General features: G+C 60.5%; 24 protein-coding genes. 13 read left to right on the top strand and 11 right to left on the bottom strand.

Annotated features, from left to right (window positions below; genetic code table 11):
- Positions 1–45: 45 nt before the first annotated feature.
- Entirely contained in the window at positions 46–276 is a 231-nt protein-coding gene (locus A9D60_RS25345) for a DUF982 domain-containing protein (RefSeq protein ID WP_083194075.1), read from the bottom strand.
- Positions 277–416: 140 nt separating this feature from the next.
- The gene (locus A9D60_RS02570) at positions 417–623 is read right to left on the bottom strand and encodes a cold-shock protein (RefSeq protein ID WP_065266164.1); all 207 of its coding nucleotides are present in this window, start codon (positions 621–623) and stop codon (positions 417–419) included.
- 411 nt (positions 624–1,034) lie between these two features.
- On the opposite strand from A9D60_RS02570, the gene A9D60_RS02575 reads away from it, so the two are divergent.
- From A9D60_RS02575 to A9D60_RS02595, 5 genes are all read left to right on the top strand, one after another.
- Positions 1,035–1,577, top strand: coding sequence for a sigma-70 family RNA polymerase sigma factor (locus tag A9D60_RS02575; RefSeq protein WP_065266165.1), 543 nt, complete (start codon positions 1,035–1,037; stop codon positions 1,575–1,577).
- Complete coding sequence (locus A9D60_RS02580; protein ID WP_065266166.1) at positions 1,574–2,260, top strand: anti-sigma factor; 687 nt, start codon at positions 1,574–1,576, stop codon at positions 2,258–2,260. Before A9D60_RS02575 ends, A9D60_RS02580 begins: the two co-directional genes overlap by 4 nt.
- 99 nt (positions 2,261–2,359) lie before the next feature.
- Complete coding sequence (locus tag A9D60_RS02585) at positions 2,360–2,911, top strand: fasciclin domain-containing protein (RefSeq protein WP_065266167.1); 552 nt, start codon at positions 2,360–2,362, stop codon at positions 2,909–2,911.
- A gap of 109 nt (positions 2,912–3,020) precedes the next feature.
- Complete coding sequence (msrB, locus tag A9D60_RS02590; RefSeq protein ID WP_065266168.1) at positions 3,021–3,482, top strand: peptide-methionine (R)-S-oxide reductase MsrB; 462 nt, start codon at positions 3,021–3,023, stop codon at positions 3,480–3,482.
- A 25-nt stretch (positions 3,483–3,507) separates the two neighbouring features.
- Entirely contained in the window at positions 3,508–3,846 is a 339-nt protein-coding gene (locus A9D60_RS02595; protein WP_254656611.1) for a DoxX family membrane protein, read from the top strand.
- A 318-nt stretch (positions 3,847–4,164) separates the two neighbouring features.
- On the opposite strand, the gene A9D60_RS02600 is transcribed toward A9D60_RS02595, so the two are convergent.
- Both A9D60_RS02600 and A9D60_RS25355 read right to left on the bottom strand, forming a co-directional pair.
- A partial coding sequence (locus A9D60_RS02600) for a tyrosine-type recombinase/integrase (RefSeq protein WP_254656612.1) occupies positions 4,165–4,768 on the bottom strand: 604 nt, incomplete at its 5' end.
- A 413-nt stretch (positions 4,769–5,181) separates the two neighbouring features.
- Entirely contained in the window at positions 5,182–6,243 is a 1,062-nt protein-coding gene (locus A9D60_RS25355) for a class I SAM-dependent methyltransferase (RefSeq protein ID WP_141117779.1), read from the bottom strand.
- 626 nt (positions 6,244–6,869) lie between these two features.
- On the opposite strand from A9D60_RS25355, the gene A9D60_RS02605 reads away from it, so the two are divergent.
- From A9D60_RS02605 to A9D60_RS02635, 8 genes are all read left to right on the top strand, one after another.
- A complete protein-coding gene (locus A9D60_RS02605) occupies positions 6,870–7,337 on the top strand; it encodes an ATP-binding protein (RefSeq protein ID WP_175392872.1) in 468 nt (155 codons plus the stop codon).
- A 588-nt stretch (positions 7,338–7,925) separates the two neighbouring features.
- Complete coding sequence (locus A9D60_RS02610; protein ID WP_065266171.1) at positions 7,926–9,875, top strand: type VI secretion system Vgr family protein; 1,950 nt, start codon at positions 7,926–7,928, stop codon at positions 9,873–9,875.
- Between the two features lie 98 nt (positions 9,876–9,973).
- Complete coding sequence (locus tag A9D60_RS02615; protein ID WP_254656614.1) at positions 9,974–11,131, top strand: DUF4123 domain-containing protein; 1,158 nt, start codon at positions 9,974–9,976, stop codon at positions 11,129–11,131.
- Positions 11,128–11,385, top strand: coding sequence for a PAAR domain-containing protein (locus tag A9D60_RS02620; RefSeq protein WP_065266173.1), 258 nt, complete (start codon positions 11,128–11,130; stop codon positions 11,383–11,385). Before A9D60_RS02615 ends, A9D60_RS02620 begins: the two co-directional genes overlap by 4 nt.
- 34 nt (positions 11,386–11,419) lie before the next feature.
- On the top strand, positions 11,420–13,258 hold the full coding sequence (locus tag A9D60_RS02625; RefSeq protein WP_141117780.1) for a hypothetical protein: 1,839 nt from the start codon (positions 11,420–11,422) through the stop codon (positions 13,256–13,258).
- 50 nt (positions 13,259–13,308) lie between these two features.
- Complete coding sequence (locus A9D60_RS02630) at positions 13,309–14,277, top strand: hypothetical protein (protein WP_065266175.1); 969 nt, start codon at positions 13,309–13,311, stop codon at positions 14,275–14,277.
- Between the two features lie 53 nt (positions 14,278–14,330).
- Positions 14,331–14,522: a hypothetical protein gene (locus tag A9D60_RS25915; protein WP_141117783.1), complete on the top strand. Its 192-nt coding sequence runs from the start codon at positions 14,331–14,333 to the stop codon at positions 14,520–14,522.
- A gap of 453 nt (positions 14,523–14,975) precedes the next feature.
- Positions 14,976–15,596: a hypothetical protein gene (locus A9D60_RS02635; RefSeq protein WP_065266176.1), complete on the top strand. Its 621-nt coding sequence runs from the start codon at positions 14,976–14,978 to the stop codon at positions 15,594–15,596.
- Between the two features lie 390 nt (positions 15,597–15,986).
- On the opposite strand, the gene A9D60_RS02640 is transcribed toward A9D60_RS02635, so the two are convergent.
- From A9D60_RS02640 to A9D60_RS02670, 7 genes are all read right to left on the bottom strand, one after another.
- Positions 15,987–16,841 (bottom strand): TIM barrel protein, encoded by an 855-nt coding sequence (locus A9D60_RS02640; RefSeq protein ID WP_083194078.1) that lies wholly within the window; start codon positions 16,839–16,841, stop codon positions 15,987–15,989.
- The gene (gene iolB, locus A9D60_RS02645) at positions 16,814–17,623 is read right to left on the bottom strand and encodes a 5-deoxy-glucuronate isomerase (RefSeq protein WP_065266178.1); all 810 of its coding nucleotides are present in this window, start codon (positions 17,621–17,623) and stop codon (positions 16,814–16,816) included. The genes A9D60_RS02640 and iolB overlap by 28 nt, the downstream gene beginning before the upstream one ends.
- A gap of 123 nt (positions 17,624–17,746) precedes the next feature.
- Complete coding sequence (iolD, locus tag A9D60_RS02650) at positions 17,747–19,603, bottom strand: 3D-(3,5/4)-trihydroxycyclohexane-1,2-dione acylhydrolase (decyclizing) (RefSeq protein ID WP_065266179.1); 1,857 nt, start codon at positions 19,601–19,603, stop codon at positions 17,747–17,749.
- Positions 19,600–21,513, bottom strand: a complete 1,914-nt coding sequence (locus tag A9D60_RS02655; protein ID WP_065266180.1) for a bifunctional 5-dehydro-2-deoxygluconokinase/5-dehydro-2-deoxyphosphogluconate aldolase — start codon at positions 21,511–21,513, stop codon at positions 19,600–19,602. Before A9D60_RS02655 ends, iolD begins: the two co-directional genes overlap by 4 nt.
- Positions 21,514–21,522: 9 nt before the next feature.
- Complete coding sequence (locus A9D60_RS02660) at positions 21,523–22,452, bottom strand: TIM barrel protein (RefSeq protein WP_065266181.1); 930 nt, start codon at positions 22,450–22,452, stop codon at positions 21,523–21,525.
- Between the two features lie 62 nt (positions 22,453–22,514).
- On the bottom strand, positions 22,515–23,456 hold the full coding sequence (locus A9D60_RS02665; RefSeq protein WP_065266182.1) for a sugar phosphate isomerase/epimerase family protein: 942 nt from the start codon (positions 23,454–23,456) through the stop codon (positions 22,515–22,517).
- Between the two features lie 23 nt (positions 23,457–23,479).
- The gene (locus A9D60_RS02670; RefSeq protein ID WP_065266183.1) at positions 23,480–24,652 is read right to left on the bottom strand and encodes a Gfo/Idh/MocA family protein; all 1,173 of its coding nucleotides are present in this window, start codon (positions 24,650–24,652) and stop codon (positions 23,480–23,482) included.
- Positions 24,653–24,670: the final 18 nt, after the last annotated feature.

The following is a 24,670-nucleotide window of genomic DNA, read 5'->3' on the forward strand; positions in this document are numbered from 1 at the left end:
AATGGAAGGGGCGGCGCTGTGACCGCGCCATTTGGATGCAGAGGCTTACGCAGCGGCGGGGAAGCCCACTTGATATCCCGCGGTCCCCACGGCGGAGACGAATGCGGCGCGGGCTACGCACACAGGGGTGAGGCAATCCATCGCTGCATCAATTTTCTCAAGCGCAACGTCTCTATTGTGATCAGAAACAGGCCAAGCTTTCTGAAGCCAGAAATGGGCTTGTTCGATTGTCGAAATTTTCCGTGTCCGCCCCTCGGAGGGCAGAAAAATAGTCATGGGTGTACCCCAGGAGATTTCTATCAAGTTTGTTCTTTCGGTGTTGTTTGGGAATACCGCATCTGAAAACTGTTACGGCAGATACGGAAACGGGAGCATTGCAAGAATGCTCCCGCTAAAGGTTTCAAGCCTGCGGAGGCTTACGCAAGTGCGAGATTGCTGGCGGACTCGCGCCCATCGCGGCCGCTCTCGATGTCGAAAGTCACGGCTTGGCCATCGTCAAGCTGTTGGATGCCAGCGCGTTCCAGAGCGGAAATGTGGACGAAAACGTCCCGCGATCCTTGCTCGGGAGCAATAAAACCAAAACCTTTTTGAGAGTTGAACCATTTCACGGTGCCATTGGCCATCGTGTCGTCTCCTTGAAAAATGCTATCCACAACACGCGATAGCCCGGCCCAGTGTCAACATAGGAACAACTGGGGCCGTTAGGAAACAGAAGGTCGTAGGAAGAAGCTTTGCCCACTTCAGATGGGTCATCCGATCGGTGATTGCAAGAGGCCAGCGCTGAAATCAGGTGAATATCTTGTGCAGTTGCTTCGCGCGCTCCCCAGCGCGCCGTTTCCTGGACAGTGTTCATACGAGCTGTTTTGGGCCCTCTGGTTTTCCTGGTTCCAAGCCCGCTAAGGTGGTGGTGAACTGATGAGATCCGCGGTAGGTTCGCTTGGACCCGATCAACCGTTTCCGCGAATTAGCTTGCCGCGAGGTCCGAGGGGGCACTCGATTTCGGTATGAATTGCTTTGGCCGAGGACGCACTTTCATGACCACGCGAAGCGACATCGAGCAACTGCTCGCCCGGACCAGCCTTGGCGACCGCGCAGCGTTTTCCGATCTCTACGATGCAACTTCTGCGAAACTTTTCGGGATCTGCCTTCGTGTCTTGAAGAACAGAAGCGAAGCAGAGGATGCCTTGCAGGACGCCTATGTCAGAATCTGGCAGAAATCCGCCAGCTATGCCGCCAATGGCTACAGCCCGATGACCTGGCTGATCACCGTCACGCGGAATCTGGCAATTGACAGGCTGCGGGCACGTAAGGATGGTCCGGCGGATACTGGCGGCCTGGACAATCTGACAGACAGCGGGCCAACACCAGAAGCTGCGGCCGTGGCCGCTTCCGAACGGCGCCAGCTTGGCGTTTGCCTGGATGAATTGGACGATGGCAGGGCGGAGGCTGTAAAGGGCGCCTATCTAGACGGCTACAGCTACAAGGAGCTAGCGGCGCATCATGGGGTGCCGCTGAACACAATGCGGACCTGGCTGCGGCGCAGCCTGCAGAAATTGAAAGAGTGCCTGAGCCGATGACAGCACCGGAAGATCATAGCGAAGATGCCGCCCGGGCCGGCGAATACGCGCTGCATCTTCTGGATGCAGAGGCCCGGAGAGCCTTTGAACAGCGGCTGAAGCGGGAGCCGCATTTGCGCCAACTGTTGCGGGAGTGGGAGGAGCATTTGGCGCTTTTGGCAGAGGAGGTGAAGCCGGTGGCGCCGCCGCCGCTGCTGAAGTCCCGTATCGAGGAACGGCTGTTCCCAGCCGGCTCAGGCAGCCGCCGCGGCCTCTGGGGCTGGTTCGCGGGTGCGGGTTTGGTTGCCGCAGTGGCAGTTGCTGCAGTTGTCATCCTGCCGCGCGTGACCACCCCGCCGGCGGTGGAGCCGTCATTTGTGGCCGAAATGGCAGCTGAGGACCGCTCACTGGTGGTTGTTGCGCAATTTGTGCCGGAAACCGCAACGCTGCAGATCCAGCGCCACACGGGCGCCGCTGCGCCGGGCCGGGCGCTGGAGCTGTGGCTGATAGCCGAAGGCGCACCGGGGCCAGTGTCGCTGGGCGTGCTTCCGGCTGAACCCGCTGCCAGCCTGCAGGTTTCAGCGGAGCTGGCGGCGCAGATTGCCGGCAGCACCTTTGCCATCAGCGACGAACCGGCAGGCGGCTCTCCGACCGGACTGCCGACCGGCGCGGTGCTGGCTGCGGGCGCGGTGCAGGAAATCTGAAAAAATTTCCGCTGGCGGTGAAACTTCCTCTGCCGCCTTTACGTGACTTCTGTCAGCGCCGGGCAAAACAGCCGGGCCAACTGACAGGAGTTTGACACTATGACCTTTACGAAAACCACGCTGACCGCCCTAGGCTTCGCTGCGGCCTCGACCATGGCTTTTGCCGGCAACCCTGAGGTGGGCGGCGCGGCAATGTTTGCGGACAAGAATATCGTCGAAAATGCAGCCAATTCCGCTGACCACACCACGCTGGTCGCCGCGGTCCAGGCCGCGGGCCTCGTTGAAACCCTGCAAAGCGATGGGCCGTTCACCATCTTTGCCCCCACCAACCGCGCGTTCGAGGCGCTGCCGGACGGCACCGTGGACACGCTTCTGAAGCCGGAAAACAAGGACGCGCTGACAGAAATTCTGACCTGCCACGCCGTCGGCAAGGAAGTAATGGCAGAGGCATTGCAGGGCATGATCGAGGACGATGGCGGCGAGCACCCGGTGCCGACCCTGGGCGGCTGCACCCTGCAGGCGACCTATACCGACGGCAAGATGATGCTGGTGGATGAGAACGGCAATGTGGCCACTGTCACTATCGCTGACGTGAAACAGTCCAACGGCGTGATCCATGTGATCGACACCGTGATGCTGCCGAAATCGTAACGGCGGCGCATAATCGGTCGGTGCTGCCCCGGCTCTTGACAGCCGGGGCAGCATTCCCTTGCAACGGGAACAGGCCGGGCGCGAGCGCCGTGATACCGGAGGAAAGACAATGCAACGCAGGACATTCTTTCTGGGCTCCGCGGCCATCTTGCTGGCAGCTCGGGGCTATGCCGAAGACGGCGGCTTTGAAGTCACCCGCACGGAGGCGGAATGGCGGGCGATGCTGAGCGATGCCGAGTTTCAGGTTCTGCGCAAGGAGGCGACCGAACGGGCCGGATCCAGCCCGCTCGACAAGGAAACCCGCGAAGGTCTGTACCACTGCAAGGGCTGCGACCTGCCGCTATATGCCTCCGCAGCGAAATACGACAGCGGTACCGGCTGGCCAAGCTTCTGGGAAAGCCTGCCGGACGCCATCGGCACCAAGCCGGACCGCAAACTGTTTTTCACCCGGACCGAGGTGCATTGCCACCGCTGCGGCAGTCATTTGGGCCATATCTTTGACGACGGGCCGCAGCCGACCGGCAAGCGCCACTGCCTGAACGGGATCAGCCTTGTTTTCAAACCAGCGTAGGTTCGTCTGTAAACAGGACGGTTCCTTGCTGCTGATTGCAGGGCGGGTCTTGCTGGCACTGCTGTTTCTGGCAGGCGCGGGGCAGAAATGGATCAGCCCTGAGACGGCAATGGGACTGCTGGCAAAACTTGGTTGGCCGCAGTGGCTGGTCTGGCCGGCGATGCTTTACAATGCGCTTGCCGGGCTGGCTCTGCTGGCTGGTTTCGCGATCAGGTGGGTGGCCATCTCACTTGCGGTGTATTGCATGGTCACAAGCGTGTTCCACCTGCAGCCGGCGGATGGGTGGCAGATGTCCATTTTCGTGAAGAACTGGGCCATTGCCGGCGGATTGCTGGTGCTTGCAGGCCAGGACAATGGAACCTGACGCCGGGCCGAATGCGTGGAAAAAGTTGGCGAGGGGGAAAGATAGCCGAACTTCAGGTGGGTCTCATCTCTGGGCGCGGCGGTGGCGTAGCGGCCCCTTGGCGGGTGGAGCAGGAGACACCCGCTCTTTCTGCTAATGGTCGAATTTTCTTCTGCCATGCAGCGGGAGAAAATCGGCGGTGCAGCGCACTGGCGCGATGATTGCCTGCGAAGCAAAGTTTCAGCACTTCCAGTGTGGGCTCGAACCAAACCACTGCCGCGGTGCGACCGTAGGTCTGCTCAGAATTGGCGAACGGCAAGTGCCGCCCGCCAACATGGTTCAAATGTCGATTTGCTCGGCGATGCTCAACGCATCTTCAAGTTCGACACCAAGATATCTGACAGTGCTGTCAACCTTTGTGTGCCCGAGCAGGAGTTGAACCGCCCTGAAATTTCCAGTTTTGCGGTAGATTTCCGCTGCTTTGGTCCGGCGCAGCGAATGGGTGCCGTATCCGCTGGGCTCCAGCCCAATCGCGGCCACCCAATCCCTCACAAGCCGGCCATATTGGCGTGTTGAGATATGCGGGCGGTCATGAAACCTGCTGGGAAACATGAAACGGCAGCCGAGAATCTCCGGTGACTTGATCCATGCGGCAATGGTATCCCGCGTGTTTTCAGAGGGTTCAAACTGAACAGGCCGCTTGGTTTTGCTCTGGATCACGGACACGCGTTCGCGAACGCGATCATCCCTCACCAGGTCGGCGACGGCCAGTTTCACCAAATCGCATCCGCGAAGCTTGCTATCAATGGCCACGTTGAACAGCGCAAGATCGCGCAGGTTGCCCGCCAGCTCGAGCCGCGCGCGGATCGCCCAGACCTGTTTCGGCAAAAGCGGCCGTTTCTGGCCGATGATCCGGCCCTTGTTCCAGGCTCTTCGTTTCGGGNCTTGGTTTTGCTCTGGATCACGGACACGCGTTCGCGAACGCGATCATCCCTCACCAGGTCGGCGACGGCCAGTTTCACCAAATCGCATCCGCGAAGCTTGCTATCAATGGCCACGTTGAACAGCGCAAGATCGCGCAGGTTGCCCGCCAGCTCGAGCCGCGCGCGGATCGCCCAGACCTGTTTCGGCAAAAGCGGCCGTTTCTGGCCGATGATCCGGCCCTTGTTCCAGGCTCTTCGTTTCGGGGTGACTGCGGGAAGTTGGACTCTTGGCATTGTGCGCCCTCCAATTCTCCCGCCAAACCCAGACATCAGCACAGCGCTGACGCCTCAGTTTACTGGTGGTTTGAATGGCCGTTGTCAGCTTGCTGTTTCATTGGCGAACGCCGCAGACGCATTGGGCAGCAGAGTGCCCTTATTCAGGGATGCTTTGCGCTTGCAGCACCAACCAAGTCCATGTGACGCCCGCTTGATGATTGCCTGATTGAATCGATCGGGTCTTTGTTTCATCAATGACAACGAAGCCTACGGCCTCCGCCCATCTTACGGTGTTCTCTATGTTCGGAAGAAACACTGGTCGCGTTGGCGCACCTGCACCGTGTCTGATCGAAATAATGACTTTGCCGCCATCGACGGTCACAGATCGTAAGGCCGAAAGCGCAATTCGACGGCCAGCATTTTCTAGGTGCTGCCATACGGCACACAAGAGAACGATGTCGAACGCTTGCCCAAGTGAAATCGTGTGTGGGAGTTCTGGAAAGGAGTCCTTTATCCATGTAATATTGGGCGAAGTATGCTTCGCCATGCCTGCCTGCCTCAGAGCATCGACAGGCTCAGCGGCTACAACTCTGTGAGAGAGCGAAGCGAACCATGCAGCATCCCTTCCAGTCCCTGCTCCAACATCCAATATTCGGCACGGTTTCTTTGGAATGTACTTGATGGCGGGCGCAAGTAGATCGACTGACGATATCGCTTCAACCCGCTCAATGAGGTCGCCGTCGGCGGCTTCCTCATAGCCTTTCAAAATCTCACTTCGCACGCTGCACCTCAAATAAAGTCGGTACGATAATAGGCGTATCAGGGTCCCTTGTCTTTGATGCAGCCACAAATCTGAGTGTCGGCTTTGTACGGCTCCTGGTGAATTCGGCGTCTGATCCTCGCCGCGGTCAACATGAATGACCGGTCCTTCCGCTGCGCGGCGGCACCGAAATTCACGCGCATGCAGCATTTCTGGTGCTGCGTGCGCACGCAGCGAGAAATTCGAATTTACAGGTTGGGCTCGAAGCCCGATTTCGCCGCGCGCGGCACGAATGTCTGCTTCCGCCGAAGGAAAACTTATGAGTCGCAAAAGGTAACTTTGCTGCGTCGGCTGTAAATATTTCTCTTTAAAATCAATCAACCAAGTTCCCCAAAAAGGAAAAACTATGTGTCGCCCGACATGATTTGTAGAACGACGCATAGTTTTGCCATTTGGCACCCATAGTCGTTCCTTTTCTGATCGTTCCCAGTCCTCACACTTGCTGATGACTCGCTGGCAAAATGGCGAAGCCCCCGCATCTGTTGAACTGCCGCGTGGCGAACGCGCGAGGGTGCGAGGGTTGCTACTCGACAGGGTTGGTGTGGATCACAGGCGTACGCTGTAGGGCTAGTGCATTTCTTTTTCTTAAAGGGTGCATTCAGGAAAAGTCCTACCCTCAGCCAATTCGCTCATGTAGCTGCGGGCTTTTGCTTCTGGGCTTCTCGCAGTAGTGGAAAATACACACTGATGTTTGGGCGGGTCCACTTTGGGCTAGTAAACCTGCCGAGTGCACCCACAGCACTCAGTTCTCAGGGCAGTGGCGGAAATGAGCTCGAACCACCCGTCTGTGGGATCCGTAGCGGGTGGTGGGATCGAGCCCAATTCTGGTCATTGATCGCCTGGCAGCTCCTCGCGCGTGCGACACTACGCGGACGGCCTAAAGCTGTCCTCGCCGCTGGAAGAGGATTTGTTTGGCCGCTTGATACCTCTTGCGGAAGACGGCCCGGAGAGTGGCGAACATCGTCTAGCCGAAGAACGGTCCGAACAATACCCGAATGGCAGTCAAGCGGATTGGAGGTGGGAAGATGACTGGTCACCTTGAAATTCAGGATGTCGATATCCGGCTAGCCAGGTTAAGAGCACGCTTCATCACGCATCAGCCTTACCGTAATCTTCAGGAGCAGTTTGACCGGCTGCTCCGCCGTCGCCGTGCAGTCTTGTCTCTCGGAACTTATACAGAGGCCAAAGGCATTGCCCTCGTAGGTGCATCTGGGAGCGGAAAAACTACCGCTGTGAACAGGTTGATTGGCAAATTTGCAGGCCCGGCAGCCCCTCAAGAACGGAATGCAATAGCCGAGATCATCAGCCTGCAAGTTCCGTCACCTGCAACGCTTAAGTACGTTGGTTCGTCGATGCTGCATGCGTTGGGCTATCCGCTCGAGCGTGACAAGCCCGCTGCGTTTATCTGGGATCAGGTACGTCATCTCCTCAAGGAACGCCGGACACTGTTCGTGCATCTCGATGAGGCGCAGGATCTGAGTAGCCCCACTTGAGTGGTCCAAATCGGTTTAGAGTTTCGGGCACTGGTGGGCGCATGTTGAGGGTCTGATGTTTTTGGGGAGCGCCGAATCGAAGAAGCCTCCGCTTTTTGCGGAGGCTTGGTCGGAAACGCTGGTTGCGGGAGCAGGATTTGGACACTGTTTCATCGCGGCTTGGTAACGAGACAAAGCTTGCAGCAAGACACGTTTCAGAAAACACGACCCTCCGAGACAGCGCAACGTTTTCAATTTCTCCGAAGCGCCAAGGTAAGGCTGCACCTGCGCCCACGGATGTTTCCTTTCCAGGCGCGAAATTCCGAGGTCCCTTTCGCCCCACAGCGGGGCTTGACCGGACGGTCCCCGAGTCTACCGTTCCGGTCACGTGGATGCCCGCGTGAAATTGTGCCTGCCAGGGCGTGCCCGCACAGACCGGGTCTGACATTGCCATCTGCTGCCCCCGGCCTGCCCAGTGTCTCCGAAAATTGGCATCCTCTCCGCTCCTGCTGCAGTTACTCAGGAATTCCCCCTTGCTGTTGCCTGCCGGCCGCTTGACCCTTTGGCGGAAACCCTTAGTGTCCGGCACAACTTTTAAGGGTTTTTTTGATGAATGTATTTACCCAGGACGCCCGGCTGGGGCGGCTGACGACCGTTTTGGGGCCGGAGGCGCTGGCGCTGATGCGCTTTGACGGAAGTGAGGCGCTGAACGGGCTGTTCGACTATTCCGTCGAGGCGCTGGCCACCCGCGATGATCTCGATTTCGATGCGCTGCTGGGCACCCATGCCACCGTCAGCATCAGTGGCGCCGAAGGCCCCGCGCTGTTCGACGGCATCATCACCGAGGCCCGCTGGAAAGGCCCGGGCGAAAACGGCTGGCGCTACGACCTGCGGCTGCGGCCCTGGTTCTGGCTCGCGGGAAAACGGCGCAACCAGCGGATCTTTCACAACAAAACTGTGGTGGAAATCCTGCAGGAACTGCTGATGGACTACGGCCATCTGGGCAACCCGCATCTGGAGATTGCCCTCAGCAGCGACTACCCGGAGCTGGAATACACGGTGCAGTACCGCGAAAGCGACCTGGATTTCGCCCGCCGCCTGATGGAGCGGTTCGGGATCTCCTTTCACATCCGCCACCAGAAGGCCAGCCACACGCTGGTGCTGAGCGATGACGTGCTGAACCATGCGGAAATCCCGCCCCGCCCCTACTACGGCGCGGCCCAGAACCAGGGCGCCCAGGGCGAGCATTTCTGGGCCTGGGGACCGGAGCGGCGGCTGACCACCGGCGCCACGCGGCTGACGGATTACAACTTCAAGACGCCCACGGCAGCGATGGAAAGTGACCGCATCGGCGACGCGGCCTATGCCGAGGGGCAGCTGGAAGCCTATGATTATCCCGGCGGTTACCTGGATCTGGGCCGCGGCAAGACAGTAGCGCAGCTGCGCTGCGAGGAGGAGCGCGGCCATGACGCCCGCCAGTTCGCCAGCGGCGACATCACCGGCTTGCGGCCGGGCGGCGTGGTGCCGCTGCAGGGCGGCGATGCGGTGCCGGGGGACGGCGCCAAGCACCTCTGCCTCTGGGCGCGTTACTCCTTTGTCAGCCAAAGCTACGGCTCCAACCGCGAAAGCAGCTCTGCAGACCGCCCCTTCACCGCCGACTACCGGCTGATGCCGCTGGACGCCCCGATGGTGCCGCCGCGAGTGACGCCCCTGCCGGTGGTGCAGGGCCCGCAGACCGCGGTGGTGGTCGGCGAGGGCGAGATCGACTGCGACGAGCACGGCCGCATCCTGGTGCATTTCCACTGGGACCTGGAGAAGGCCTATTCGATGCGCTGCCGGGTCAGCCAGAACTGGGCCAGCCAGGGCTGGGGCGGCATGGTGATCCCGCGTATCGGCATGGAGGTGGTGGTCGAGTTCCTGGAGGGCGACCCCGACAAGCCGCTGGTGACGGGGTGTGTGTACAATGGGCGCAACAGAGCGCCTGTGGAATTGCCTGCAAAACGGTCCCGTTCCGTCTTCAAAACCAAATCACATCAGGGGCAAGGCTTCAACGAACTGACCTTTGAAGATCAGTCCGGTGAAGAATTCATCTACATGCACGCGCAGAAGGATCTGAACATGCATGTAGAGAACTCCTCCATGCGGCGTGTCGAATTTGACGACAACGTATCTGTCGGCAATGCCTCCAACCTGGATGTTGCCGCAGACCGGACCGAAACCATCGAAGGGGCGCTGAACCTGAAGGTGACGGGACCGATCCTTGAAAAGACAGATGCCGACCGGGGCAACGACGTTGGCGGCAGCTATGCCGTCAGCGCTGGCGGAGACCTCACGATCAAAGCAGGCGGCGAGATCGTGCTGGATGCCGCCAAGATCACGCTGGTTGCCGGTGGTGCTGCATTGGTTCTGGAAGGCGGCACGGTAAACGCAGCGCCTGTCCTGAACGTCGGTTCCGCCTCGCCTGGTGCCGCGGCCCTTGCGCCTATCCCAGCGGTCCTGAAGGCTGCCGCCGGCGAAGGAACGCCGTTTGTATCCCACTGCCCGCTGAAAGGCGAATGACCATGCATCCCATATGGATTGCTGACTGCGAGCTGAGCGCCCTCGAAGGAGCGCAGCCGTTCTGGGGCGGAGAACACGGGAAGGTTCTGGTGCAGCTGATGCTGCGCGCGGCTGACCGCCATGAACTCGAAACAGCTCTGCGGGCCTCTGTGACTGCCGGGCAGGCTCAGCTGTCCAAAGTTAGGTCAGCACAGCTCCTGTCCAAAGCGCCTCCTTCTACGGCCTTAACGGCCGCAGCTGCCCGCGCAGATGCCTTAAGGCCGGTTCTGGTAGCGGAACCAATACCTTTGGCTTCCAGCGTGCCCGTATGTTTTGAAGAGGTGAACTGGGATGCGCTGGAACCAAACAGAGAACTATGGGCCGTTCTGGACGGGGTGAACTGGCCTGGCCTGCCGCAGCTCATCGCGGGATCCCGGCTGGAAACCGCCTGTCTTTATACAACTCAGGACCCGGACAAGCTGGCGGCAGCGCCATGGATCGTCAGGCTGGACAGGCTTGATCCGCTGTATAGTGAACTGCGGAAACGGCCGCCACAGGAGCATTCCGGAATTCTGCTGAAAACCCGTCTTGGCACAGAGGAGCTGAGACGACACCTGCGGCGGTTCACCATGCTGCCGACCCCCATCGGCACGGCGGTGCCGCAGTACTTCCGCTTCTATGACCCGCGGGTGCTGCTGGACTCAACAGTTGCGCTGCCATCTGCGGTCCTCGGCCAGCTCTTGCGCCCTTTAAACAGCTTAATTGTACCGCTCAGCCCGCAATGCATCGTGCCTGATCCTTCCAGAATCGCCGAACCGCCCAGCATTTTTTCCGCACCGGATAACTGCCGGAACCGCCTTGTTCAGGTGACCTGGGACACTGCGCTGACGGACTGTCCTAACGAGCCGCTTCGGATCGACGAAGAGAGCTTTGAAAAGTTCGGCAGGCTTCATCGGGACCGGGCGGTTGCCAAGCTTGCGCTGTTTTTGCACAGCAGCCAGCAGGAAGCCCGTTCTCAGGACGATTGTCTGCGGGCCGCGGTACAAGCTCCCGCGGCGGCAGCCAGATTTGGCATGAGCAGCAAAAAGCAAATCACGGCAATCGCGCGTGCGATCCTGAAGTTCGGAAGCGCTTTCTGGGAGCGCCATTCCGAAGCGCATACTGCACTCATAGATCCAGACAAACTGCCCTGGCAGCGCAAGAACAGCCTGCAGGAGTGGATGAGCAGAATGGATCAGGAGCAGCTGCTGCGTGATGTGGCCGGAGGTGAGCGATGAAACCAACCGCCAGGCTCGGGGATGTGCATGATTGCCCGAAATGCGGGCGCAATGCGATCACCGGCGTATCGTCCCGCTCGACCTGCGACGGCCAACTTGTGGCCACGGTTGGCGATACCACTGCCTGCGGCGCGGTCATTGTCACCGGCAGCAGCGGCTGCATCACCGACGGCAAGCCAACAGCGCACACCGGGTCCAAAACCAGCCATGGCGGAACCATCGTGACCGGCTCGCCGTCGCAGAGAGTTCCGTAGTTTTCCTTTCCGACCGAATGACAGAGTATTTCCAGTGACCAATTTCACACCAACCTCCGCTGACTACGCGTTCTTGCTCAAGCACTACCCGGAAGTGTTTTCCAATCGCGGTGCTGCCCAAGAAACTCTTCGCAGCATCATGCTGAGTAAAGACGGTTACGACCAGTATAGGATCAATACACTAACCCAAAACTATCTCAAAGGCGGCAACACGCCGCTCACCAAAAGCCCTATCCCTCCGGAAGCAGATGCTGATGGGGACGGAGAAATAGATACGGAGTTCGGCAAGGCCTGTGTCGACTGCAAGATGCAGGAACCTTGCTGCATGCTGGCCGGAACCGTGACCGATAGCTCCGACAGCTCCCGCAAGCTTTATTGGCCACCGGTAATGGGGCAAACCAGAATGCTGACGGTTGCCAAGGAGATGCAGGGCAACAATCTGGTTTCCAAGCTGGACGTGGAATGGAAAGGCCGGGGCTGCGAGGTGGGCCACCCCGACCGCCCCCGGATCCTCACCAGCGGATTGGCAGACCGGACTGCGCAGATTGAAGCGCACAAAGCCACCGTCCCGGCCGGGGAGGCGCAGGGGTTCAGCACGGCGCTGATGCTCAAGAACTACGTGCCGGAAAATGTGCTTTATGCCCTGTTTGCCTTTGATGCGGTGATGGCACTGCAGAAGGCCTCTGGCGGCACAACCGCGGCCACCTTCAAGCCGGTTCAATGCCTGGATGATGGCTCCATCGGCACGGAACTGCGGGTGATCCCGGTGCCCTATGCCAAACTGGACGGCAAGCTGGAACTGGCCACCCGCATCAGCTTTACCACCGGCGGGGTTAAGGGGGCGGCAACCGCCAAGGGCACGCTGGAAGGAAAATACGGCAACCTTACCATCAAGGCAGAGGGTGAGGCAGGCGGCAACAGCAGTACAGGAGAGGCCGTTGATGACGGAAAGAACGCGCCAGGCCTGATAGGCACTATGGCCAGCATTATCGGCCAGATGGATCACTATGTTGCAATGGGCAACACAAAGGATCGCAAAAAACTGGATCTCACCGCCTATTCTTCCGGCATAACTCTCAGTAAGTCGCTCAGCTTTTCTCCCATGGGATTTGAGATCAACGCAAAGAAGGGGTCACCAGACCTGGAGCTGAATATTGGAAAACTGAAATCGGAATTCGAAATCGGAATTTCAGGCCGCCTTGATATCATTGATGCGCTTATCTCTGCCGTCGCTACACCGGCTACTGGCCGAGCGGTACAACAAGCCCGCGCACGCATGGCGGAAGGTGAGTATGTAAAAGGTCAATTGGAAGCTTACCTAAAAGTTGCCGCCACCGGCAAGCTGATCCATGGCATCAACAGCGGCGCCAGGATCACCCTTCCCGCCAATGGTGAAATGGATGCCGCCTGGGACGGGATTTCCCAGGAGTTTGGCGGCGAGTTGAAAATCCGCGGTGAGGCCAAAATAGCCATCGAAGTTCAAGTTGAAGTCTGGATCGTTGAAGCCCAAGCCGGTGCCAGCGGCACAATCAACACCTCCTGGACCTGGGCTATGCGCATGCATGAGGGCAAGCGCCAACGCAAATACAGTTTCGAAGGTGTGACCGTGAAGGCGAAGATTGGTGGGAGTCTGGACGTTAAACGTCAGCGCAAAAATCGCACACAAGACTTACTTGATCAGAAAGATCCATTTCGCATGGATGGAAACGCATCCGATTTGTTCCAACAAGTCGATGATGAAATTGTCCAATCGGTTGCGGAAGAGGGAAATATGAAAAAGAAGATATCAGCCCAGAACACCCTTGCGGAGTTTTCAGCTGAGCACACAAGAACAATCTTTGAGGAAGTCAAAGGCAAATGGGAAGACTACTGAAATCACTTTTCTTAGCGACTATGATGCTGATAACGAGCAGGAACATAACTATGGCCCAAGACATGGACCACGGCTACTATGCCAATATCGTCTCAGGCGGGGCCATCTGGAGCCTGCGCGTCAACGACATGCACATTCGTGAAAACGTCAATTTCGGCCATGGCGATTCAAGCGGCAGTATCAGTCGGGCTGTTCAGCCCGGTCGCAACACCCTGTCGCTGATATTTTCACCAATCACCGGTAAAAACCCGGATACCGGGGAGTATGAACAGAGCCTGAAGGATGATGTCAGTTTTGAAGTCTCAGTTGAACGCCTGGATTTCAAAACACGCGAGAGCCAGGAAATCAACGCTCTGCACATCATCTATGATGAAGAACGGTCGGGCTTCATAACCCAGCCCCAGACCCGCTTTGGTGAGGACAGGGTGCTGCGGCACCCGTTGATTTGGAGTGATGGGCAACACAGGTTTTCCCAGACCCAAACCGAGAAAGTTATACTGGAAAACGGGCAAACCTTTGCTGCCTACCGGATCGACCTGGAGTTTTTTGTCGAGGATGATCAACTCTGGCCGCAGCATTGGGAGGCTGAGGCAGTGCCGCTGGAGGACACCCCGGAAATGCGGCGGGAGCTTTGGGCGGCTTATCAGGATGTCCACAGCCTGTTTCAGCGGGGCGATACCGAGGTGTTCTTTCGAATGATGGAACCGTCCTGGGCTCGCGCCGCGCATATTTATACAGAATACTCATCGGCGCGGGAATTTATTGAAAACGTTGACGGCGGCCTGAATAGTTACAAAGCTGTACAGCCAGATGGCGAAGTGCTGCAACCGCTGGAACTAGACACTGATTTGCAGAAAGCAGCCGTGCAAATCTATGGCAACGGCCGCCTGGTATGGATCCGCCCGGATCCTTTTGTTTGGGAACATCCCCACACCGGCGAAATCACCTCTGTCCCCGTCGTTTTCTACAAAACAGCGGCGGGCGAATGGAAAATCGCCGAAATCAACATTGGCCTCTGAGCCTTCCGGCCCGCTGCCCTTACTGCAGCCGGCCGCCTGACCAGGAGTTTTTCATGACGCGCATTCTGAACTGGGCCACCGCTCTGCTTCTAGCCCTCACGGCCCCGCTGATGGCCGACAATATGGACCACGGCTACTATGCCAAAATTCGAACAACTGGTGCAGGTTGGCAGCTGCGCGTAAACGACCTTCATATCCGGAAGAACTCGGATATTGGACTCGCGAAACCGCTTCACCCCCCATAGAGCCAGCTGGTCTACCCAATTCCAACGTCGCGATTTCCCGCTTGAGCGCTTCTCCGACGCCAGGCAATGCCGCGCATCATTCAAACGTCGCGCGTGGCGTCCAAGAAAGCTGCACCTCAGTCGTCATTGCTCTGGGTACCCCAGCTGTTCAAAATTTCCGCCCACCTTTCCACCAAAGTAAGCTAAAAGCTCTGCACAAATCTGGGGTAAGTCGAATTAGTGTCACTCGCCTTTCCTAAGCTTTGAAGCAGGGAGCAAGCGTGGCAGGATGAGGCCTGCTGCGTGGCGGATTTCCGGGTTCACGTCGAGCAGGCGTGTCCCGCCATAAACGGCAGCCTTCAGCGCGGCATGGACCGGTGCATAGTGGCAGGGCGTCGCTGTCGCCGTAGCGGGCAATGAGCGCGTCGTAGGCCTCGATCTCGGCTGCAGGATCGCCGGCCTGGCCTTCACGACTTGCTCCTGCAGCGGCAGGGCGTCGCTGTCGCCGTAGCGGGCGACGAGCGCGTCGTAGGCCTTGATCTCGGCTGCAGGATCGCCGGCCTGAAGGCGGCAGCCGCCGGGAACCGCAAGGAAAAGGAACAGGCGCTCGCCCGTGCCAGGCGCGACCACCAGAAGCTGGTGGATGCGATCATTGCGGGCGTGCCCGCGGAGCAGGTCAAAGACCGGATGATCGAGCTCGACACGCAGCGCCAGCAGCTGGAACGGGAGCTGGCGCACACCCCTGCCCCGGACACGGTGGTGTTTCACCCGTCAATGGCCGAAGCCTACCGGGAGCGGGTCAGGCGGCTGATCAAGGGCCTTGGTCCCGCCGCAAGCATGGAAGAGGCGAAGGAGGCGCTGCGGTCTCTGGTGGAGCGGATCGTGCTGACGCCAGCGGCGGAGGGCGCTGGCCTGGATCTGACGCTGGAGGGGGATCTGGCCGGGCTGTTGCGGCTTGCTGCGGATGCGGAAGGCCCGGACACGAAGAAGGCCCCGGACGGCGCGCCAGAAGCYTTTGATATATATGAGGAAATTGTGTTGGTTGCGGGAGCAGGCAACCGCCGTATCCTACCTGCCCTCTCCGCAATCATATAAACCCATGATAGCGCACTGCTAACGGCACCTTTGCGCAGGAAGCTGCCGCTGCAAACTCGGCCGTCTGACGCAGCCGTCCGAGGTTTTGTGCTGCGGTGCAGCCCGCCGTTTCTGCCGTTCGCTGCGGCCGCGAGGTTCTGGAACCGGTGAACTTACACAGCGCGGGACAAACCTGCCTTTCGCCGCAACCGCGCGATTCTTGCTGCATTTGCGAAGGCATCAGAGGGCCGGGCGGAGGCGGCCATTTGCTGCTGTGCAAGGTGGACCTGCCCGCCTCTCCGGAGCAGACGCCGCCAATTCGCAAACCAGCAAACATTTTGCCGTGCAGCCTGCAAAGAGATACCGGCAGGTTCAAGGGGCCCGATAATCGCGGAATGTTACATCCGCCATTCAGTAAGTGGGCTGAACGCGGCGCGGTTCTATCCGCGCTTCGATGTACTGAAACGATTCCAAAATCCTGTCCTTCAGGAATTTGCTCAACTGAAAGGATGTATCCGTGTGTTCAAAGGAAAACGCGCCAGCATAGCCCGCGGCAATCAGGGCTGTGATCTGTTCAATATTTCCGCAGCGGTCACCGGCATCGATCAGCACGCGGCGGGCATCCTGCGTTTCGTCCAGAGGGACCGCGGGATCCGATATGCCGGAAATGTGGACCATGCCCGTGTATGGCGCAAAGATTTCCGTCTCACGCGCGATGGCATGCTGGAACGTGTCATGGATCAATTTGAACTTCCCCGGCCCGCCCACAGCTTCAATGGCGTCGGCCAGCTCGGCTTTGCGCCTTAACGAGGAGCCCGCAAAACCGATGGGCTCGATCAGCGCGGTAACCTCTGTGCCGTCGAGCATCGGCAGGATTTCCCGCATCACCGTGCGCAGGATACGCTGCCGCGCTTGCTGGCCGCAATTGATCCCGTCCACGCGCGGGATCAGGCTCACCGCTTCTGCCCCTGATGCATGTGCAATGCCGATAAGATCCCGCACCTGCTGCGCCCGGGCACCGTTCCAGTCGTTGAACGGATAGACCTCGCTGAGGCTCAGCAGCCGCAGCCCCCGCTGCCGCGCCATGCGCCCCGCCTCCTGCGGCGCGTGGCCGTCGAACAGCGGGCGGCCCAGGTCGTTGCGCGGCTCGACGCCAATGCACTGCAGCGACTGCGCAAGGTCCAGGAACGCCTCAAAAGGCAGATGGCAGGCGGTTTTCTGGTTGAGCGCGCGCCGGATCATTGCGCGTCGCGCTCCATGATCCATTCCACTTCAGGAGCCGGAACAAAGCGCCATTTGCGCAGGGGGCCGGCCATCACATTAAGGTAGTACATCCCGAACCCGTAAGGCGCGCCGCAGGGGTGATGGCCGCGGGGCACCAGCACGACGTCGCCATCCTGCACGGCCATGGTCTCGTCAAGCTGCCCGTCATCGGTATAGACCCTCTGAATGCCGAAGCCGTTGGCCGGGTTCAGCCGGTGATAATAGGTCTCTTCCAGATAGGTGATCCGGGGGTAGTCGTCCTCGTCGTGGCGGTGGCTGGGATAACTCGACCAATGGCCCGGCGGGGTGAAGACTTCGGTAACCAGCAAACTGTCACAATAATCTTCGTTTTCCATGGCGATATTGTTGATATAGCGCGTGTTCACGCCTTCGCCGCGCTGGGTCAACTCGATCCCTTCGGGGCCGATCTTGCGCGCCTCATGGCCGGATTTTCCGGGCGCCTTGCAGACAGCGATGGTGGCGTCGGTTGTGGTCTCGAGCGCCCAATCGCTGTCATTGGGCACATAGAGACAATGCGGCGGGGTCTTTTCAAACACGTTCATCCGCTCGCCCAATACACCCCAGTCCTGGCCCGCGGCTGTGATCCTGGCCTTGCCCTCGACCATCACCAGAATGACCTCGTTCCCGCCGGTCGCCTCGGCCCAGTTCTCGCCAGCGCGTAGCTTGATCAGGTCAAACCCGACATAGCGCCAGCCCGCACTCTCAGGCGTGATCCGATGCACCTTGCCATGGGTGCCAAAGGGTCGTTTGAGAAGGTCAGCCATATCGTGCTCCTTAATGGTTTTTCACGATCAGCCTGCGGTGCGGGGCTGATTGCAAAAAGCGATGTTTATCCAGTCATTTAGGGCATTTCCGAGAACCTCTGCGTCCGGTTCCCGGAAGCCGCTTCAGTTCGCAAGACTTTGGTGCGAGATTTGGTCGAGATATTCGGCAAACCGCTCGCGCTGTTTCTGGCGTTCAGACACCTGAGGCACGGCGACGTCCCAGAAGAACCCGTGTTCGCCCGCGGAGGTCTCAAGCCCGGTGCCGGGGAAGTCCTTGGCCACGGTCTCGATCACGATCACGGTTGGGATGTCGCGCGAACGCGCGGCTGCGATCTCGGCTTCGAGCTGATCGGTGCCTTTGGCCTTGACCGCATAGGCCCCCATCGCGGCGGCATGGGCGGCATAGTCGATCTCGGGCTGCGCTTCGATGTTGCAATCGGCATACATATTGTTGAATGGCTCGCCGCCGCAGCCCATGGTTTGCAGCCGGTTGATACAGCCATAGCCGCGGTTATCGGTCAGCACCACGGTGAAGGGAATGCGCCGCATCACGGCGGAGGCAAGCTCCGAATTGGCGAGCATATAGGAGCCGTCGCCGACGAAACAGATCACCTCGCGCTCTGGACAGGCGAGCTTGAGGCCCATACCGCCTGCAACCTCATATCCCATGCAGGAATAGCCATATTCCATGTGATAACCGCCCTGGCTTGGTTGCCAAAGCAGCTTCAAAGCGCCGGGCATGGTCCCCGCCGCGCACATGGCAATCGCCGTGCGGGTCGCCGCGCGTTGCACCGCGCCGATCACCTGACCATCGGTCGGCATGGCGGCCTGATCCTCCGGGCGGGCGCAATAGGCATCTACCGCGCGCAGCCAATCCTCGCGGGCGTCAGCATTCGGGGCCTCGGCTTGGTAGCCGCCGAGCGCCTCGCTCAGTGCCGCCAGCGTCACCTTGGCATCGCCGACGAGGCTCTCCGCCCCGTGCTTGGCAGCGTCATAACCGTGGATATTGATCGAGACGAGTTTGGCGTTTGCTCCGAAGAGCGTCCGCGAGCCCGTGGTGAAATCCTGGAACCGCGTGCCGACTCCGATCACCAGGTCGGCGTTTTGCAAGGCGGCATTGGCCGCCGCCGAGCCATCGACTCCGGAGGCGCCGAAATTCATCGGATGGCTCTGCGCGAGGCCGGATTTACCGGCCTGCGTCTCGGCCACCGGAATGTTATGTTTGAGGGCAAACGCGCCCACCACCTCTTCCGCCTGGGCGTAGATGGTGCCGCCGCCGGAGATGATCACCGGGTTCCTGGCGGCTTTGATCAGCGCGGCCACGCGGGAGAGTTCGTCCGTGTCGGGGCGCGGGCGACGGATGTGCCAGACCCTCGGCTCGAAGAATGCCACCGGATATTCATAGGCCTCGGCCTGCACATCCTGACAGAAGGCGAGCGTGGCGGGACCGCAATTCGCTGGATCGGTCATCACCCGCAGCGCCCGCGGCAGGGCATAGAGCAAATGCTCAGGCCGCGTGATGCGGTCAAAGTAGCGGCTCACCGGCCGGAAACAGTCATTCGCGGACACCGTGCCGTCGTCGAAATCTTCGACCTGTTGCAGCACCGGATCGGGGCGGCGCGTGGCAAACACGTCGCCGGCCACGATGAGCAGCGGCAGACGGTTTACATGCGCCAATGCGGCCGCTGTCACCACATTTGTTGACCCTGGTCCGATGGAAGAGGTCACAGCCATGGCGCGGGTGCGCTTCTTGCCCTTGGCATAGGCGATGGCGGCATGGGCCATGGTCTGTTCATTTTGCCCGCGCCAGGTCGGGAAAACATCGCGGTAAGTATGCAAAGCCTCGCCAATACCCGCGACATTGCCGTGGCCGAAAATCGCCCACATGCCGTCGATATATCGATCCCCTTCGGCGGTGAGCTGAACCGAAAGCCATTTGACCATGGCCTGCGCAGCGGTCAGCCGGATTGTCCTGTTCATGTCGATTCCTCCCGCGCGGCCTGGCGCGCCTTGTCCCAAATTCCGCAGAGCCGGGTAAAACGCCCGGTCATCTGCGCCACTGCGGCCTCATCGCTCATTTCGCCCTGCATCCAGGCCCGGACTGCATCGCCAAAGATTGTCCGGCCCACGGCAAAGCCCTTAACCAGCGGCTGCCGCGCAGCCAGCGCAAAACTTTCGGCCAGCTCGGCCTCCGGCGCATCCAGTCCCAGCACGACAATGCCGCGGGTGTGCGGATCGTTGCGAGTGATCGCCGCCGCAGCCTGCTCCCAAGCCTCTTCCGTGCGGAATGGTTCCAGTTTCCACCAGTCGGGAAAGATGCCCGCGTCATAGAACTCCTGGATCAGCGCTGCCGTGGTGCCCGCATCCACCGGCCCTACCTTGGATGGGATAATTTCCAGAAGGAATTCCAGACGGTTGCGCCGCGCAGCCGTGAACAGGCGCTTGACGGTCACCTTCTGCCGCGCGCGCATTTCCAGCGTATCGTCCGGGTGGCAGAAAACCAGCAGCTTCACGACATTCTCCCGCGCCCATTCCCCCAGGCCGCCGCAGTCGTCCCCCAGTTCGGGTTCCAGCTCCAAGGGCCGCGACCCCGGCCATTCGCAGGGACGCCCGATCCACAGGCCGGAACCCGAGGCGCGGTGCAGGGCCGCCCGTCCGATGCGGTTGTCGCAAAGGATGCCATAGCCCGGCTGCCCGTCCTGCACCGCCAGCGCCGCATCAAGGCAAAGCTGCTTGAAGGCGCTGCCTTTCTCCGGCGTGTAGCCCGCCATCTCTTCCAACTGCAGGCGGTGGTCGAAGGCGAAGGTCTTCACGCTGGACCAGTCGCCGTGCCGGTTAGTTGCCCAATGCACCTGTTCGAGTTCGGCGTCATTGCGCAGATCCTTGCGCACGATCCCGCGCTGAAAGAAGAACTGCAGCTCGGCCCAGCTCGGGTAGGCCGGGGTGCAGCCGTGGCGGCTGACCGCAAAGGCGCCGCAGGCGTTGGCGAATTTCAGCGCCACCGGCCAGTCTTCGCCATCCATCCAGCCTTTCAGCAGCCCGGACATAAAGCCGTCACCCGCGCCCAAAACGTTGAACACCTCGATCGGGAAGCCGGGGCCGGTTTCGCCCGCGTCCAGACTGTCCGGAATTTCGCCCGCGAAGGCCGTGGCGCCCATCGGGCCGCGCTTGCACACCAGCGTGGCCCCGGAAACGCGGCGCACCGCTTGCAGCGCCTCCAGCGTGTCGGTAGAGCCGCCAGCGATATGGAACTCCTCCTCGGTGCCGACGATCAGGTCGAACAGATGCAGGCTCTCCTGCAGCTTGGCGGTGACCGCTGCGCTGGCGACGAAACGGCTTTCGCCCTCGCCATGGCCCGCAACCCCCCAGAGGTTCGGGCGGTAGTCGATATCAAGCGCGGTTTTCATGCCATCGGTGCGGGCGATGTCCAGAGCCTTCAGCACCGCGGCTTCGGTGCGCGGGTGGCTCAGGTGGGTGCCGGTTGCCACCAGCGCGCGGGCCGAGGTCACGAACGCCGAATCAATGTCCTCAACGCTCAGCGCCATGTCGGCGCAGTTTTCACGGTAGAAGATCAGCGGAAACTGCTCCTCATCACGGATCCCAAGGAGCACCAGCGCGGTCAGCCGCTCAGGGTCGGTTGCCACCCCGCCGGTGTCCACGCCCTCGCGCGTCAGCTGCTCGCGGATGAAGCGGCCCATATGCTCGTCGCCGACCCGGGTGATGAGGCCGGACTTCAGCCCCAGCCGCGCCGTGCCGCAGGCGATATTGGTGGGGGAGCCGCCGATGTATTTCTCAAACGACCCCATATCCTCCAGCCGCCCGCCGATCTGGCTTCCGTACAGGTCGACCCCGGCGCGTCCGATTGTGATTACGTCCAGTTTCTTGTTCATGGCATTTCCTCAGAATCCAATCTCGCGCAGGAACGCCCGGCTTGCCGCCAGATCCGCCGCGATAGTGTCCGCGTTGCGCGGGTCGCGTTCCTGTTCGATGGTGATGAAGCCGCCGTAGCCGAGCTCGCTGAGCAGGCTGCGGATGGCAGGGTAGCCGTTACTGCCACGGCCGATGGGGCACATGACGCCCCGGGCGCAGGCATCGAAAAAGCGGATGTGCTCCGCCATGACCTGGGTATAGACAGCCGGGTCGATGTCCTTGAAATGGATGTAGTCCACCCGCTCCCAATAGCGGCGCAGGGTTGCTGCCGGGTCCATGCCGGAAAAGGTCATGTGGCCTGTATCGAGGCAAAGGCCCGCGGTTTCCGGCCCAATGTCCTGCACGAGCCGCGCCAGCTCGTCCTCGAATTCAATATACCCGCCTGCGTGAGGGTGGATCACCGCCCGCACACCGTATTTGTCACGGGCCAGCGCTGCGATAGCGCGGATGTTTTCCATCATCCCTGCCCAGGCGGCATCATCCAGCCGCGGCGCGCGCGCCGGGTGCCCGGCGGCATAGTCGCGCGCATCGTGGCCCCAGTCCATCACGGTCAGATAGGGTGCAGCAAAGCGCTGGCCGGGATGGGACACTGGCCGCGGCAGCGATGTGATCAGACCGCAGATTTCATCCGTCCGCCGCAGCAGGGTCTTGCGGTTTGCCGGTGACACAAGATCGTCAAATATCGTGCCGGCCACGATGGACAGGCCGCGCGACTCCAGCGCCGGAGCCAAAACGCCAGCATCCAGAGGCATATAGCCGTAAGGCCCCAGCTCCAGCCCGCCGAACCCTGCGGCTGCGGCCTCGTCCAGCACCTGCTCCCAAGGCGGCAAATGCGGGTTGGTGACATCGTCCACCCCCCAGCAGCAGGGAGCACAGGTTATGGTGATCGGCTTGGTCATTTGGTGTCGCAAGATCCGAAATTGAGGGGCACGGGCACAGCACCCGCGCCCCAGTTGGGGAGTCAGCGGATGATCGTTGCCTGCAGCGCGTCGATGGACGATTGGATGCCGGCCTCGGTGGACATGGTGAAGTCCTCCATCTCCAGCGAGACCCAATCGTCGTAGCCCGTCATGCCGACAACCGAGAAGAACTCCTTCCACCATTGCAGATCATGGCCCGCACCAACGGCGACATAGTTCCAGGTCCGGTTGGCGACATCGGTCACCTCCTTGAGCTCAAGAAGGCCGTTCACATCGGCGAGGCCGCGTTCGATGCGGGTGTCCTTGCCATGCACGTGGTGGATCGCATCGCCCAGGGCGCGGGCCGCGGCAATTGGGCAGGCCCCCTTCCAGAACAGATGGCTGGGATCGAGGTTCAAGCCCACCTTGGGGCCGACCTCATTGCGCAGGCGGAACAGGGTTTCGGGGTTCCAGACCAGCATGGCCGAGAAATTCTCCAACGCGTATTTCCCGACTCCTGCTTCATCCGCCAGTTTCACCAGATCGTGCCAAAGCGGAAAGGCGCGGTCCTCCCACTGGTAGCGGTCGCGCTCGGGCATCTCGTCCGGCCAGGATTTCGTGTAGACCAGCCAGTTCGGCACCATGTCGCCAGGCGCCGCCTCGGGCAGGCCGGACATGGTGACAATCTTGGTGACTCCGATCTCACCGGCGAGCCGGATGGTGTCCTGCATCTCCTTCAGGTGGCGTTTGCCCATCTCGCCGGGGTCCAGCGGATTGGCCGAGCAGTTCAGCGCAGCGATCTGCAGGCCGCGGGCCTCGATCTCCGCCAGTTTCTGTTTCAGCAGCCCGTTGTCCGCGAGCAGTTCATCAGCGCGGAAATGCGGTCCGGCGGACCAGCCGCCGCCGGTCATTTCAATCCCCTCAACGCCGAGGGCTACGCATTTGTCGAGCATATCGGTGAAGGAGAGATCCCCCATCACGTCGGTGCAGATAGAAAGCTTCATCCCATTATTCCTTCTGAGCGGGATTATTCGAACTCGACCCAGGCCGCGCCTGCATCCGCCGAGCGGACGCAGTTTTCCAGCCAGCGCACCCCTTCGGTGCCGGCCTTGATGCCCGGGTAGTGGTGGGTTTTCAGGAAGGCCGCATTGCCGTGCATCCGGGCGTCGATGGCCTGCGCAATCCAGAGGTAGATGTTGGACCAGCTGTCGCCGAGCCCCTCGGTATGCAGCGCGCCCATACGGTCGGCGGCGAGGCTTTCGCCCTCAAGATAAGGCATGCCGTGGTGCAGCACCTGGCCCGGCTCTCCCTGAACCTCATAGATCAGCTGATCGGGGCGGCTGTCGGACCATTCCACGCTCGCCTTGGCGCCCACGAAGCGGTAGCGCTGCGACCCCATGTTGCCGGCATTGACCGAGGAGACCCAGAGCCGTCCGCGGGCGCCGTTGTTGTAATGCATCAGCACCGTAGCATGATCTTCCAGCGGCGCGCGGGTCGGGATGAAAGCCTTGCGGTCGCACAGCAGCTTTTCGATCTTCAGTTCCGGCAGCACAACTTCCGACAGGTAATAGAGATGGGTGCCAATATCGCCCAGCACGAAGGTCGGCCCGGCGGTTTCCGGGTTGGTCCGCCATTTGACGGCCTCGCCCGCACCCTCGTCGTCGCCTGCATTGAACCCGTGGGTGTATTGCATATCGACGATGCGGATTTCGCCCAGCATGCCCTTGGCGACCATCGCCGCCATCTGATGCACCATCGGATGGCCGGTAAACCCGTAAGTAACGCCGACAATAAGTCCCTTCTCTTCCGCCAGCGCGGCGATCTCCTCGCATTCCTTCACCGTAAAGAAGAGCGGCTTTTCACAGATCACATGGATGCCGGCTTCGAGCAGCGCCTTGGTGATCTCGTAATGGGTGAAGTTCGGCGTTGCCACCGACACAACATCCACGCCATCCTCGCGCGCCGCCTCACCCGCGATCAGCTCCTGATAGGTGGCGTAGCAGCGGTCCCCGGCCACGCCGAGGCTGGTGCCGAAATCGCGGCCGCGCCCGGCCTTGAGGTCGAACGCCCCCGCCACCAGCTGATAGGTGCCGTCGCGCAGTGCGCCGGTCCGGTGCTTGTAGCCAACCTGCCCGGTACGCCCGCCGCCGACCATGCCCCAACGGAGCGGGCGCTGGATTGTTCTTTCGCCATTGATCATTGAAGTGAACCTTCTGAA

Source organism: Leisingera sp. JC1 (genome assembly GCF_001679925.1).
GTDB lineage: Bacteria > Pseudomonadota > Alphaproteobacteria > Rhodobacterales > Rhodobacteraceae > Leisingera.

What these genes read in the sequence shown, in the direction of transcription:
- A9D60_RS25345 (WP_083194075.1), bottom strand. Translation starts at nt 276, where the DNA reads ATGACTATTTTTCTGCCCTCCGAGGGGCGGACACGGAAAATTTCGACA.
- A9D60_RS02570 (WP_065266164.1), bottom strand. Translation starts at nt 623, where the DNA reads ATGGCCAATGGCACCGTGAAATGGTTCAACTCTCAAAAAGGTTTTGGT.
- A9D60_RS02575 (WP_065266165.1), top strand. Translation starts at nt 1,035, where the DNA reads ATGACCACGCGAAGCGACATCGAGCAACTGCTCGCCCGGACCAGCCTT.
- A9D60_RS02580 (WP_065266166.1), top strand. Translation starts at nt 1,574, where the DNA reads ATGACAGCACCGGAAGATCATAGCGAAGATGCCGCCCGGGCCGGCGAA.
- A9D60_RS02585 (WP_065266167.1), top strand. Translation starts at nt 2,360, where the DNA reads ATGACCTTTACGAAAACCACGCTGACCGCCCTAGGCTTCGCTGCGGCC.
- msrB (WP_065266168.1), top strand. Translation starts at nt 3,021, where the DNA reads ATGCAACGCAGGACATTCTTTCTGGGCTCCGCGGCCATCTTGCTGGCA.
- A9D60_RS02605 (WP_175392872.1), top strand. Translation starts at nt 6,870, where the DNA reads ATGACTGGTCACCTTGAAATTCAGGATGTCGATATCCGGCTAGCCAGG.
- A9D60_RS02610 (WP_065266171.1), top strand. Translation starts at nt 7,926, where the DNA reads ATGAATGTATTTACCCAGGACGCCCGGCTGGGGCGGCTGACGACCGTT.
- A9D60_RS02615 (WP_254656614.1), top strand. Translation starts at nt 9,974, where the DNA reads ATGCTGCGCGCGGCTGACCGCCATGAACTCGAAACAGCTCTGCGGGCC.
- A9D60_RS02620 (WP_065266173.1), top strand. Translation starts at nt 11,128, where the DNA reads ATGAAACCAACCGCCAGGCTCGGGGATGTGCATGATTGCCCGAAATGC.
- A9D60_RS02630 (WP_065266175.1), top strand. Translation starts at nt 13,309, where the DNA reads ATGGCCCAAGACATGGACCACGGCTACTATGCCAATATCGTCTCAGGC.
- A9D60_RS25915 (WP_141117783.1), top strand. Translation starts at nt 14,331, where the DNA reads ATGACGCGCATTCTGAACTGGGCCACCGCTCTGCTTCTAGCCCTCACG.
- A9D60_RS02640 (WP_083194078.1), bottom strand. Translation starts at nt 16,841, where the DNA reads ATGGATCATGGAGCGCGACGCGCAATGATCCGGCGCGCGCTCAACCAG.
- iolB (WP_065266178.1), bottom strand. Translation starts at nt 17,623, where the DNA reads ATGGCTGACCTTCTCAAACGACCCTTTGGCACCCATGGCAAGGTGCAT.
- iolD (WP_065266179.1), bottom strand. Translation starts at nt 19,603, where the DNA reads ATGAACAGGACAATCCGGCTGACCGCTGCGCAGGCCATGGTCAAATGG.
- A9D60_RS02655 (WP_065266180.1), bottom strand. Translation starts at nt 21,513, where the DNA reads ATGAACAAGAAACTGGACGTAATCACAATCGGACGCGCCGGGGTCGAC.
- A9D60_RS02660 (WP_065266181.1), bottom strand. Translation starts at nt 22,452, where the DNA reads ATGACCAAGCCGATCACCATAACCTGTGCTCCCTGCTGCTGGGGGGTG.
- A9D60_RS02665 (WP_065266182.1), bottom strand. Translation starts at nt 23,456, where the DNA reads ATGAAGCTTTCTATCTGCACCGACGTGATGGGGGATCTCTCCTTCACC.
- A9D60_RS02670 (WP_065266183.1), bottom strand. Translation starts at nt 24,652, where the DNA reads ATGATCAATGGCGAAAGAACAATCCAGCGCCCGCTCCGTTGGGGCATG.